Annotated in this window: 11 protein-coding genes and 1 pseudogene; 2 read left to right on the forward strand and 10 right to left on the reverse strand. The window is 33.7% G+C overall.

All coding sequences use genetic code 11. The features are described from left to right. Positions 1–7: 7 nt before the first annotated feature. The 9 genes and pseudogenes from C8J95_RS00200 to C8J95_RS00240 all read right to left on the reverse strand — a co-directional run bounded on the left by C8J95_RS00200 (position 8) and on the right by C8J95_RS00240 (position 10,532). Positions 8–1,777: a tetratricopeptide repeat protein gene (locus C8J95_RS00200; RefSeq protein WP_255412683.1), complete on the reverse strand. Its 1,770-nt coding sequence runs from the start codon at positions 1,775–1,777 to the stop codon at positions 8–10. A gap of 264 nt (positions 1,778–2,041) precedes the next feature. Beyond that, positions 2,042–3,814, reverse strand: coding sequence for a DNA mismatch repair protein MutS (locus C8J95_RS00205; protein ID WP_107807139.1), 1,773 nt, complete (start codon positions 3,812–3,814; stop codon positions 2,042–2,044). A gap of 78 nt (positions 3,815–3,892) precedes the next feature. Next, positions 3,893–5,218: a DUF58 domain-containing protein gene (locus C8J95_RS00210; protein WP_107807140.1), complete on the reverse strand. Its 1,326-nt coding sequence runs from the start codon at positions 5,216–5,218 to the stop codon at positions 3,893–3,895. 33 nt (positions 5,219–5,251) lie between these two features. Beyond that, positions 5,252–5,616: pseudogene (locus C8J95_RS19140) on the reverse strand (four helix bundle protein). A 39-nt stretch (positions 5,617–5,655) separates the two neighbouring features. Beyond that, positions 5,656–6,681, reverse strand: a complete 1,026-nt coding sequence (locus C8J95_RS00220; protein ID WP_078402938.1) for a MoxR family ATPase — start codon at positions 6,679–6,681, stop codon at positions 5,656–5,658. A gap of 4 nt (positions 6,682–6,685) precedes the next feature. Continuing rightward, positions 6,686–7,852, reverse strand: a complete 1,167-nt coding sequence (locus C8J95_RS00225; RefSeq protein ID WP_107807141.1) for a DUF4350 domain-containing protein — start codon at positions 7,850–7,852, stop codon at positions 6,686–6,688. Beyond that, on the reverse strand, positions 7,849–8,538 hold the full coding sequence (locus tag C8J95_RS00230; protein ID WP_255412685.1) for a DUF4129 domain-containing protein: 690 nt from the start codon (positions 8,536–8,538) through the stop codon (positions 7,849–7,851). The genes C8J95_RS00225 and C8J95_RS00230 overlap by 4 nt, the downstream gene beginning before the upstream one ends. Positions 8,539–8,629: 91 nt before the next feature. Further along, positions 8,630–9,574, reverse strand: a complete 945-nt coding sequence (locus C8J95_RS00235; RefSeq protein ID WP_255412686.1) for a hypothetical protein — start codon at positions 9,572–9,574, stop codon at positions 8,630–8,632. Beyond that, positions 9,558–10,532: a stage II sporulation protein M gene (locus C8J95_RS00240; protein WP_107807144.1), complete on the reverse strand. Its 975-nt coding sequence runs from the start codon at positions 10,530–10,532 to the stop codon at positions 9,558–9,560. The genes C8J95_RS00235 and C8J95_RS00240 overlap by 17 nt, the downstream gene beginning before the upstream one ends. 25 nt (positions 10,533–10,557) lie before the next feature. Here C8J95_RS00240 and C8J95_RS00245 point away from each other — a divergent pair, with 25 nt between their 5' ends. Together C8J95_RS00245 and C8J95_RS00250 are read left to right on the forward strand one after the other, a co-directional pair. After that, entirely contained in the window at positions 10,558–11,304 is a 747-nt protein-coding gene (locus C8J95_RS00245; RefSeq protein WP_107807145.1) for an RDD family protein, read from the forward strand. Between the two features lie 29 nt (positions 11,305–11,333). Next, positions 11,334–11,630 carry a GNAT family N-acetyltransferase gene (locus tag C8J95_RS00250; RefSeq protein ID WP_107807146.1) on the forward strand — a complete coding sequence of 99 codons (297 nt, stop codon included), beginning with the start codon at positions 11,334–11,336 and terminating at the stop codon, positions 11,628–11,630. A 50-nt stretch (positions 11,631–11,680) separates the two neighbouring features. On the opposite strand, the gene C8J95_RS00255 is transcribed toward C8J95_RS00250, so the two are convergent. Continuing rightward, positions 11,681–12,418 (reverse strand): YebC/PmpR family DNA-binding transcriptional regulator, encoded by a 738-nt coding sequence (locus tag C8J95_RS00255; RefSeq protein ID WP_009087243.1) that lies wholly within the window; start codon positions 12,416–12,418, stop codon positions 11,681–11,683. Positions 12,419–12,517: the final 99 nt, after the last annotated feature.

A 12,517-nucleotide genomic window follows, 5' to 3' on the forward strand; every position in this document is an offset into this window, starting at 1 on the left:
CAACTCATTATAACTGCAGGTTTTGTATAAAAGCCTGCAGATCTTCTTCTTTGGCCAAACCTATTTTCTGTTTTAGCCTGTATTTAGTCATTCTTACTGTTTTAGGATCTGCTTTCAGAGCACTTGCAATCTGCAGGTTATCCATATTCAGGTAAATATAGGCGGCATATCTAAGATCCTGATTGGTCAGTTTACTCTTAGACACTTCATTCAGACGTTTGAAAAAATTAGGATGAACTTCTTGTACAATGTTTTGTATTGCACTAAAGTTGGTATCGGAAGATTGCTCTTCCTTCAGAATACGATCCAGATTAAAGTCTTTTATATCTTTAGCCTTTTCCTTCAACTCATTGATAAAGGTATTTTTTTGGTTTAGTTGAAGTGATGTTGCCAATGCCTGTTTCTGCAGCTGCTCCTGTTGTATCGCCCATAATTCCTGCTCTACTTTCATACGGGCTTTTTCTTCCTGCTCAAGCTGTAAAAGAAGCTCAGTTTCGTTTCTTTCAGCTACCAACAGGTTTTGTTTATATCTAAGGGTATAAATCAGAAAGATTATAGTGGCTATAGAAAGAAGAATAATTCCCAGATAAAGAAATTTCCGTTTATTAAACATTTTATTCTTTTCTTCCAATTGCTGTATCTGTTGGTTCTTTTGTTGTGCCTGATAAAAGACGTCCAATGTTTTGGCTGTATTCTGAGACTGTTCTTCACTATAATTTTTAATCAGATTTTTGGCATCCCTTTCATACACAAGAGCCTTTTCCGGTTGGCCTATCTTTTCATGCAGTCGCGAAAGATTTTCAAGGATCTCCATTTTATCACTCAGGAATATTTCTTTATCATTCTTTGACAAAGAATAAGCTTTTAAATAATATTCTTTTGCCAATTCATTTTTACCCATTGCCTCATATACATAGCCAATATTATTATAGGCAAATGTTGTAAACTGCTCAAAATTGTCATCATCTTTGTTCAGTGTTAGTACTTTATTGTACAATTCCAAACACTTATTATAGTCCACAGGTTTTACAGTATTAACCATTACACCATAATTCAGATAATAAGCAATTAATGATCTTTTCTGGGCAGCTGGTTCTTTTACCAGCAAAGCATATTGGTAGGATTTCTGATAACTTTCCTGTGCGGAGGCAAGAAATTTCTTTTCATTTGATAACTCATATCTTTTCCGATAATAATACCCAAGGTTATTATAGGTTGAGTTAATTAATAAATTATTTTTAGATTTTAATGCATATTGGTTTGCTTTGGTATAGTCATCTTCACCATACTTATTGAGCATCTTTTTTGTGGAATAATTATATTTAAGAAAATACAATGTTGCAAGGATGAAATTCTCATGGGGATATTTACTAAAAGTAATAATGCTTTCATTAACTGACTTTACAAATAACTCGTCCTTATCCAGCTTCTGATAATATTTAGCATAGCCCTGATCCACATAAGCTTTGTCTATAGCGTTCTTAGTTTTTGAAGCTATATCCTGAGCTTTCTCCAAAGCTTCTGTTCTTTTTACTACATCTTTTAGCAAAGCATAATAGTCCGCCAAATAGACGTAACCAATAACTTTTCTGGAGTCATTATCCGATTTTAAGAACTCTGTTTCTATAACTTCTTTTGCCTTGGCTTTCTCATTACCATATAAAAGGGTATAAACAAGTTGTTGATTAACATCCTTATCACTTTGGGCAAAATATAAGCAGGACATTAATAATAAAATGACAGATAATACAACTTTATTCATTTTTTGCAAACTCATAAAATCTTTATATACAAAAATACATATATATAAACATATAATAATTAGGTTTTTACAAAAAATGTAGACATTTTGTATACGTGAAAAAAAATTTATGTAGGCGCATTGTAATGCGAAGCAACGCAACCATTAGAAAAAATAACTGGAAATTTGTAATCAGAAACATACATGATAAAAAGAAACAAAAACACACTAGTTGAAAGAGAATGGACATTGTTGCCCATTCTTTTTCTTTTTATCACAAAAAGGGAAAAGAAAGCTTGTCTAATCTATAATGTTATAGGCCTTCATTAACCTCAGTGCATTCATTGTTTGGGTAACACCGGATTTTAGTTTGTAGTCAGATATAAGCTCTCCATTTTTTTCATCCAATTCGAAACAAAGATTGGAAATATTTTCCGGATAAGTTTCAGCCATATCTGTAAGTGGCAAATCATGGGTAGCAATAATACAAGTAAAGTCTGTATTAATATCCATTATCCTCTTCAGAAACAGTCGAGAGCCTTCCAACTTATCTGTAGAGTTTGTTCCCTTCAGAATTTCATCGAGAATAATATAAAGCGGAACCTTTTCTTCCAGCGTTTCCACTAAACTTTTTAACCTTTTTATTTCTGCATTAAAATAAGAGCTTCCATCTGATAAGGAATCGCTTGTTCTCATACTTGTAAATATATGCATCGGTCTAAAAACAAACTCTTCTGCTCCGACCGGACAACCATTCATTGCCAGCACAAGATTTACACCTATAGTTCGGAGAAAAGTACTTTTACCCGTCATATTGGCCCCTGTAACGATACAGATATTCTTAGTGTTTCCAATAGTAAAGTCATTACCAATTGCTTTTTCGGAGTCTAATAATGGGTGAACTATATCTTTACATTGTAATGAACTGATATCTTCTCTACAGACCGGATAATTGTATTGAGGATTTTTATAGGCAAAAATGCCAAAAGATATCAATGCTTCATACTCAGCGAAAGTCTCAAACCAGTTATCAATATGCTCATTAAGCAGGCTCATTAATTTTGCCAGCTCTACTGTATACCTCAGGTTCCATAGAAACAAAAGATTCGCAATTGATCCAAACAGAGGTGTATGTCCATTATCCAAATTTCTTTTTATACCGGATAATTTGTTAATACATGAAGAAGCCAACGGATGAGTAAGCTTTGTCTGAAGATTTTTATTTAATTCTGTATGAAAGGCTTCTTTCTCTATTAACTGAAAAATTTCTGAGAATCTGCTATACTGTTCTGATTTTAGACTAACAACGCTATAGGCTTTTTTAAGTTGCTTACTGTATTTACTATTGATAACAAGTAAGCTAATAATGGAAAATGCTAAAAATACCCCCAGAAAAACAGGTGAAAAATCCTTCAGAATAGCTAATGTTAGTAATAAAATATTAATTACAGGAATCACGATCAGTATTGTACTAACAAGCTTCCATGGAAAGTCCACAGACAGTTTATTTGTTAGCAGACTTTTATCTTGTAATTCAAGCGACTTGGCATTTGCCAGAAAACGTATACTCCATTCCGGTTTCTGAGACAATTCTTGAACAGCTTCCTGTCTTTGCTCAATTTCTTTGCATTGCGTAAGTGGATTGGACAGATAATCTCTTAGTGTATCTGCTCCTAAACAAGTTGATGTCTTATCTATTTTAGTAAACAGGGAGCGTTCACCGAAAATATCCAAATCTTTATTATAGGAGTGGTAATTGTTTATATCTGATCCTTCAATTTGGGTATTCGTAGAAAACTCTTCAGTTATTTGTTTGCAAACCTCAATAACCCTTTTACTATAATTGATTTTTTGCTGATAGTGAGCTGATATAAATAATAATACTAAAAAAAGTATAAATGACAGACAGGTTAAAAACAGATACAAAGTCTCTTTATCCTGAAAATACTTAATCATTGAAAAAACAGAGGCGAGAAATGTCAGAACCCTAAATATGCTAATTAAATTTTTGACCTTTTCAGAGGACTTTATATTAGTCTGCTCTTGCTCGATTGAGTTCTTTATTTCTTTCATAAATCTATTTCATCATTAATAAATAAAAACATGCTTCCATGAAAAGGAAACAAATAATGGGTATTTGAATTAATATAACTAGAGTATTCCCCTGGCTTTAATTTCCAGATATTTGTTGATAACTTCTATACTCAAATTTTCAGGAAGAGTATAGACCGAATAAATACCATATTTCTGAAGCTCCTGACGAATCAGTTTTTTCTCATACTCAAATTTTTCCGCAATAATCTGATCATAAACGTCCTGAGTTTTCTGTGCATTTTTATGATCCATCATCTTCATTACCTCAGCATTCTTAAAGAATACAACTACCAGCAAGTGGCTTTTAGCAATTCCTCTGAGATATGGAAGCTGACGTTTCAGCGCATCCAACGTCTCAAAGTTGGTAAAGAGAAGTATCAAGCTTCGTTGCGTCACTTTTCTTTTCAGATCGGTATAAAGCCTGCTATAATCTGATTCGTAGAAATTAGTATTAATATTATAGAGTGCTTCGGCTATTTTCTTTATCTGTCCCGCTTTTAATTCTGCAGCAACAGTATTTTCCATTTTTTTGGAGAAAGTCATTACCCCGGCACGGTCTTGTTTTTTGAGAATTATATGCGCTAAAGCCATAGATGCATTAATGGAATAATCCAGCAATGACAAACCATTAAATGGCATCTTCATCGTCCGTCCCTTATCTATCAGCATATATACCCTTTGTGCTCTTTCCTCCTGGTACTGATTAATCATCAACCGGTTTTGCTTTCCGGTCGCTTTCCAGTTTATACTACGGATATCGTCACCGGTTACATACTCACGAATTTGTTCAAATTCCATGGTATGACCAATTTTACGGATCTTTTTTATTCCCCCTAACAAAAATTCATTCTGCATAGCCATGAGCTCATATTTTCTGAGGTGAATAAATGATGGATAACTTGGTACCATTTGTCCATCCTGAGTTTTATATCTTTTTGCAACAAGCCCCAATGGAGAACGGACATATATATTAAGATTTCCAAACTGATATTCACCTCTTTCTTTTGGCACAAGAGGGTATTCAAAAAGGGTATTCCCGTAAGGTTTTATATCCTTATGAATTTCAAAATTACGAAGCTGAAACTGAAATGGTATCTCATCGATAACCTTTACTTTTATACTAAACGGATAATTGTTCCTAAGGTCAATCTTAGTAAGGTTTTCATCTCCATTCGATAATTTCTCTGGCAGAATCCTGTTACTTTTTACTCCGTTTTTCTCTCTGAATAGAATAAAAATATCAATACAGGTCATCAACACCAATAACAATAATCCAGCATGTGCCACCCACATTACAAACGGGAGGAAAAATGCAAAAACATATACTACTGCTATAATACCAAGCAGTAGAAAAAAAAGATTATTGATATATAGTTTTTTCATAAAATCAATCTATCAGTTATTAGTTACCAGACATTAGTCTTCAGTTGGCTTAGCTAATGAAGAAATTAAACCATTTAACATTTTTGATATTTCTACAATTTGATTAATAAGTTCAGTATAAATATTTTGATTAATAAATTTTAAATTATAAGATATAATAATTTGTGTTTCTACTTCGGCAGCGCTTCCTCTAGCAATCTTTAATACTGCATAAAATCTATATTACTACGCCTTGTACATCCTTCTGCAATATTTGAAGGGATAGAAACAGTCGCTCTTCTTAATTGATTGATCAATCCAAAACGTTCTGATTCAGGAAAAGAATCAGTTATCTTATAAATAATAGTTACAAAATTTATTGCTTTTTGCCAAACTAGTAATTCTTTAAAATTCTTCATATTACTGATTACTAACTTCTAGCTACTACCAACTAAAAGTTACCTCGGAATTTCTATGGATTCCAGTATTTGTTTAATTACCTCTTCTACACCCAGTCCTTCCATTTCACGCTCCGGAGTAACAATTACTCTATGCCTCAATACTGCTACTGCAGCTTCTTTTATATCATCAGGAGTTACAAAGTCACGACCGTTAATCGCTGCGAAACCTTTAGATGCCGTTAACAATGCTAAAGATGCCCGAGGCGAAGCCCCTAAATACAGGAAAGGATTCTCTCTTGTGTTCACGACAATTCTGGCAATATATTCCAGAAGATTTTCTTCAACAATGATATCTTTTATAAGAGTCTGATATCTTTTTAATTCTTCAGCTGTTAATACGGGTTGAACTTGTTCAGTTTTATCGTCAACTTTTAGTTGGTGCTGATTCTTGATAATCTGAACTTCCTGCTCCGGCGTCGGATATCCAACATTAACTTTGAATAAAAATCGGTCTAATTGCGCTTCTGGTAATCTATAGGTACCTTCCTGCTCTATTGGGTTCTGAGTGGCAATAACCAGAAAAGGTTCTTCCATTATATATTTTCGCCCATCCATAGTGATCTGCCTCTCTTCCATTACTTCGAAAAGTGCGGCCTGAGTTTTTGCAGGAGAACGGTTAATCTCATCAATTAAAATAAAATTAGAAAATATAGGCCCTTTCTTGAATTCAAACTCTGTTGTTTTTGCATTAAACACTGCTGTTCCCAAAATATCAGAGGGCATAAGATCTGGTGTAAACTGGATCCTGCTAAAATCTACAGCAATTGTTTTGGCCAATAGCTTAGCTGTAATTGTTTTGGCAACTCCTGGCACACCTTCTATCAGAACATGCCCGTTAGACAGCAATGCTACCAGCAAATGCTCTATCATGGAATCCTGACCAACAATTACTTTATTAATTTCTGTTTTTACTTTATCCAGACTATTCTTCAGTGCCGTCATATCAATTCTGGATTGAAATTCCGGATTTTGTGATTCTGTCGGAGTACTTTCAGGTATTGGGGTATATTGATTTTCTTCCATATTCTTATTTGTATATTTTGTCTAATATTTCGTTTAATTTAATCAGATCCTGCTCTGTTATATTTGAAGAGGGATTATTACTTCTTTGCATTAGTATAACCGCTTGCTCTATTAATTCTTTAGGTTTCCCTGTTTTCAGTTGTAATCTGTTAACAAAGACATCGTCTATGGCAGAAGTATCTATCAGGAGATCTGTACGTACTTTATTTAGAAAATAGGTAACTTTCTTCTGCATCATATCTTTTGCATCTCCTTCATTCAGATAAAGATTGCCTATACTTCTTACAAATTCCACTGAGGTATTCTCCAATGGCTTTATTATGGGAATAATACGCTGTTTTCTTTTAGCATGGAATATTATGAATACCAAGAATCCAACTAAAAATATATACCAGGCATAGCGTAATGGCGGATTTCTTAAAATAAAGCGTAATGGTGATATAGATTGCAAATTTTGATTTTCCATAAACCATAAGGTATCCCTGTCTCTCGGCAGATATGAAAACATTTCCTCTACATATTTTTCATTTCCTTTTTGTAAAAGGTAATAATTAGTCAAAACCAGTGGCTCTATGTGAATAAAAATATTTCCTTTACCTGTTTTTACTTTTACAAAGTTTGCATAGGAATGATTACGGCCTTTCAATAGATTACTTCCCAGAATCTCCGTCGTTTTTATATCAATCAACGGAATCACATTTCCATTTGGAAGCCTGTTGAGCATTATACTTCCTTTGCGGTTTTTATCTGTAAACGTCAGATAATTTATCGTGTCCGAGCTTAGCAATCTTGTTGTGAGATTTAAAGTATCCACTAAATCATATGGTATATTTTCGGAAATAACCATCACATCATTTCCTCTTTTAGCTTGCTTCAGTATCTTTATCCAAGATTGTTTATCCAGTTCTCTTTCAATAATCAATATATTGTGTAGACGCTGAAGAGAATCCTTACTATAGTAACGATAAGGTGATTCACCAATTTTTTTCAACTTCTTGTTGAATAATTGGTTAGCCTCATTATTAAACACATATAAATCGAAAGGCTTTTTATCTATCACAGAATAGGTTTTTCGCCAGTCAATCAATGGTTTTTTATTCACCTGCAATACTGCCAGAAGTCCTACAACTACAGCAAAAATAATGAGATATAACTTTAGTGTCCTATTCATATTTTTTGTTGTGTCTGTTGATATTGTTTTCTGAAAATGGCATATTCATTTTCGGTAATGCTACGCTCTCCATACCATATATTATCGAATACAAAAGAGAGCTTCTGAAAATCGGATTGCAAAGCATTACCATTAAGCATGCGGATATAATCTCTGTTTGTCTTTTCAGGATCCCACTCCAACATATTCTTATCAGTCATAAGCTTTAGCAGGTAAAGGAACTGGTATCTTATAGCAGATCGGTATTCCTTTTTCTCTTCATAGCTTTTAATTAAAGCCGGAATATCAAGTTCATGAATATTTTCTGTTATTGTTCTGTCCTCAGGATTCAGCTTTTTACTTTTCTTACTAAACACCCAGTTACCATTTCTTGCAAGAACGAACTTTACAATAAGATACAATGCAAAACCGAGAAGAACTATGGCTACAATTCTTAACAAAATATATAAAGCATCATTAGCTCCTTGTAAACTTTTACTTTGGAACAAATCATCAAATAGCTCAGCCAGCCATTTCTTGAATTTTTGCCATAAAGATTCTTTTGGCTTATTTACCGAGTAATCAAAATCGCTTCCGCTGTACTTTTCTCTAAGCTTTGCATCAAATGTTCCCGAATAAACTGCATTTTCAGTAGCATACCCTTTTTGGAGCAAAGAATCTGTTTTTAACTGTTTCTTATTTTTCATGCTCACTGGCGGCAATTCAGCAGTAACAATAGTATCTACCTTCTGCGCATGTACAGAAAGTGTAAAAAGAAAAATAATATATACAATCCTATTATTCACCAGACCCAATAGTATCGATTTCGGAAAAAGTAACACTGCGGTGTAAATCTGTTCTACTGTCATAATACATGAAGCCAGCATTTACATAGATCAGATTATTGAGTACAATAGTACATGCAATTGATACGGCATACACAATGGCAATAAGTGTCATAAAAAAGGATGAATCCGACCCAAGTGCATCTGGAGTAGTTTTTACAGTCGTAATAATATATCCATATAAAAACATCATCGGAATAAAGGCAAAAATACTTGTAACCACATTAATCAGCAAATAAACGATAAAGGTGGAGCCTATATATTTCCAGAAGCTTTTGGAAAACTGCATACGAAATGCTATACCAATGGATGCAAAAAAACCATCATTGGTATTATACATATTGAAGAGGGTGAAGTTTATAATATTAACCATTACCGGGATACAAGCCATAATCAGCAAGAAACCGATAAGAATAATCATTAGAAAAGACGAAATAATAAATGCAAAAATAAATAATGGTGTCAGGATAAAAATAGAACCCATGAAGAAGATAAAAAATTTCTTCAGATTTTTTTTCATATCCTCTATCATTTCATTCATAGTCACTTTAGAATTACCCGTCTCAGCAAGTCTCTTCATGTAGAGCACAGGAAATGAATATGAAATTAGAGACAACAGAATAATTAATATAATTGAAAGAACCGATGCCCCTATCAATAAACCTTGATTTTGTTGAAAATAATCCTGAAATAAATAGGCTTCACCATTTATATTGGATCCGAAAGCTTGCTTAAAAAAATCACCAAAACCTATTACAATTACAACAACCAGTAGAATAATAATTCCACCGTTGAGTGTAAGGTAATTTTTGAAATAATTTTTTCCATATAGTTTGAAGAAATTAAGCGTATCTGATACAAGCGCTCCAAAATCTCTTTTTTTATAAAATTGCATCATGTTTTAGTTTTTTATGGACCCTGTAAGGGAAAATAGCGTAGTAGAAGATTATAAATCCTAGTGTCCCGAAGATAATTACCAGGTCGATAATTAGTGGCATTTGCAACGCATATCTTGTTACAAAACCTTCCAAAATTCCGGCAAATATGGTAAACGGAATAGTGCTTACAAATATTTTAAACGAATTCCTAAATCCTATTTTAAATGAATTCAACCTCGAATAAGTTTTTGGGAAAAGCAAAGAAGCACCAAGTATAAAACCTGCAGTAGCCTCTATTACCATCGCTGATATTTCGAAAGCACCATGGATCCATATTCCACGCATACTATCTCCTAATACACCCTGTTGTTGAAAAAAATACTGAAAAGTACCCAGCATAATACTATTTTGCATTAGCACGAATAGTGTTCCGACACCACCAAAAATACCATAAGCATAAAGTTTGGCACCTACCCCAAGGTTATTCTGAATAATCCCAATAGCACTTCCCCAGTTAGATCCACTTCCGTAAATAGCAACAGCATTGCCTTTTTTAATATTTTCTAGGGTTTGATTGACATAATCTTCTCCTAATATCAATTTGACAAAATCCAAATCATAATGTGTAGAAATAACACCTATGGTAGTAAACATAGCAAAAACCAGAAAGGCAAGTAACAAATACTTCCTGTATTCGTACATGATAAGGGGAACCTCTTTCATGAAAAATGCTTTTAATCTATTTTGCTCTATTCTTTTGGTTTTATAGATCTTCTGAAAAATCTGTGATGAGAGATAATTAAGATATACAGTTGTCTTACTTTTAGGGTAATAAGTCTGAGAAAAAGACAGGTCATTAATCAGGTTAATATATAACGAAGACAGGTCATCAGGATTTTTTTTTATTTTTCCTAACACCACCTGCTCTATATCCAGCCATTTTTCTTTATTTTGTTTGATGAAAGCGATTTCTCTCATATATTTGCTAATGTAACAAAAAATTATGAATTCAATAGATATAAATACATCACAAAATGTAAATATCAGTTTCGATCCTGCCAGTATTGGTGAGAGAATTCTTGCATTCATAATCGACATGGTAATTAAGGTTGCCTATTTCGTTGTCATCTACCTTATTATCGCATATATATTCGGTTTTAAACTTTTAAAAATAACCGATCAGTGGTCATTGATGGCTATTTTTGCTATTATATCTCTTCCTGTGAATCTCTATACGCTTTTGTTTGAAAGTTTTATGGAAGGACAAACGCCCGGGAAAAGAATAATGAAAATAAGGGTTGTAAAAACTGATGGTTACCAGGCTAGTTTTGGTGATTATTTTATGCGCTGGTTTTTCAGGCTCATTGACATCATGTTCAGCTCCGGACTCGTAGGTGTTATAACTATGGTAACCAATAAACACAATAAACGTTTGGGTGACCTGGCAGCAGGCACTGCTGTTATTACACTAAAAAGTAAATACAACATCAACCATACAATACTCGTAAATCTTTCACAGGATTATATCGCAAGATTCCCACAGGTAATTGCTTTATCTGACAATGACATGCGGATTATTAAGGAAAATTATGTTAAAGCCAAGAATACCTTCGACCAGGGCATCATCAAAAAATTAGCCGAAAAAATACGCCAGACAACAGGTATTACATACAACACCCAAGAAATTACAGATCAGCAGTTTATTGCTATCGTTATTCAGGACTACAACTATTATACAGGTATACAATAATTTCGTATATTTAGTAAAACATGTTGTGTATGGAAAATCTAAGATTTGAAAAGGTACAAAGCCAGAACGGCGGATTCATCAGTGCCTTTAACCAGAATAATGAAGAAATAGGGAAATTGACATATACCATTCAGCCTGAAAAAAATATTCTTATTATTTCCTATGTAATGGTATTTCCGAAGCATGAAGGTAATGGATATGGGCAAATGCTCGTCGCTGAAGCTATAAGTTTCGCCAGAGAAAATAATTGGAAAATATATCCACATTGCAGCTTCTCACGAAGTGTACTGGTCAATATGAAAGATGTTAGTGATGTTTATCCTTAGAAAAGCAAAAGAGCCTGAAAAATCAGGCTCTTTTTAGTTATATAAGATCACTAGCTCTGAAGTAATTCTTCTGTCATTTCCATGTTATGGTAAACGTTTTGTACATCATCATCCTCTTCAAAACGATCTAGCATTTTCAGGTTAGCTAAGCCTTGCTCCAAACTTACACCTTTATGCATGTTAGGTATTCTTTGCAGTTCTGCATTCTGAACTTCTAATTTCATTTCTTCAAGCTTATGAGACATTGTGCCGAAGTCTTCAAAAGCTGTTGTAACCATTACGATTTCTTCGTCTTGATCTATTTCTTCAGCTCCACCATCAATCATTTCCATTTCAAAATCATCCCACTCCATTTTGATCTGAGATTTTTCTATGGTAAAAATTCCTTTTCTATCGAATAGAAAAGAAAGCTCTCCATTTTTCCCCAGGTTACCATCGAACTTGTTGAAGATAGCTCTTACATTAGCAACAGTTCTTGTAGGATTATTTGTTGTACATTCAATGAAGAAAGCCACGCCTCCTTGTCCATATCCTTCATATGTGATTTCTTCATAGGTTTCTGCATCTGCACCAGAAGCTTTTTTAATAGCCCTTTCAACATTATCTTTCGGCATGTTAGCTCCTTTAGCATTCTGAATACACCTTCTTAATGCAGGGTTGGAATCCGGGTCAGTTCCTCCGGCTTTTACTGCCAAAGCAATATCCTTTCCTATTCTGGAAAATGTTTTTGCCATTTTATCCCATCTGGCCATCTTAGAGGCCTTTCTATATTCAAATGCTCTTCCCATTTCTGAATTTATTTACGTGCAAAAATATCACTAATCAGCAAATTACACAACGTACATGCATAAAAAAACACCCCCACTAGGTGGAGGTGTTTATTATAT

Source organism: Elizabethkingia sp. YR214, assembly GCF_003058195.1.
Lineage (GTDB): Bacteria > Bacteroidota > Bacteroidia > Flavobacteriales > Weeksellaceae > Elizabethkingia.

Excerpts from the sequence above, each read along its gene's own strand:
- C8J95_RS00200 (WP_255412683.1), bottom strand. The coding sequence starts at position 1,777 with ATGAGTTTGCAAAAAATGAATAAAGTTGTATTATCTGTCATTTTATTA.
- C8J95_RS00205 (WP_107807139.1), bottom strand. The coding sequence starts at position 3,814 with ATGAAAGAAATAAAGAACTCAATCGAGCAAGAGCAGACTAATATAAAG.
- C8J95_RS00210 (WP_107807140.1), bottom strand. The coding sequence starts at position 5,218 with ATGAAAAAACTATATATCAATAATCTTTTTTTTCTACTGCTTGGTATT.
- C8J95_RS00220 (WP_078402938.1), bottom strand. The coding sequence starts at position 6,681 with ATGGAAGAAAATCAATATACCCCAATACCTGAAAGTACTCCGACAGAA.
- C8J95_RS00225 (WP_107807141.1), bottom strand. The coding sequence starts at position 7,852 with ATGAATAGGACACTAAAGTTATATCTCATTATTTTTGCTGTAGTTGTA.
- C8J95_RS00230 (WP_255412685.1), bottom strand. The coding sequence starts at position 8,538 with ATGAAAAATAAGAAACAGTTAAAAACAGATTCTTTGCTCCAAAAAGGG.
- C8J95_RS00235 (WP_255412686.1), bottom strand. The coding sequence starts at position 9,574 with ATGATGCAATTTTATAAAAAAAGAGATTTTGGAGCGCTTGTATCAGAT.
- C8J95_RS00240 (WP_107807144.1), bottom strand. The coding sequence starts at position 10,532 with ATGAGAGAAATCGCTTTCATCAAACAAAATAAAGAAAAATGGCTGGAT.
- C8J95_RS00245 (WP_107807145.1), top strand. The coding sequence starts at position 10,558 with ATGAATTCAATAGATATAAATACATCACAAAATGTAAATATCAGTTTC.
- C8J95_RS00250 (WP_107807146.1), top strand. The coding sequence starts at position 11,334 with ATGGAAAATCTAAGATTTGAAAAGGTACAAAGCCAGAACGGCGGATTC.
- C8J95_RS00255 (WP_009087243.1), bottom strand. The coding sequence starts at position 12,418 with ATGGGAAGAGCATTTGAATATAGAAAGGCCTCTAAGATGGCCAGATGG.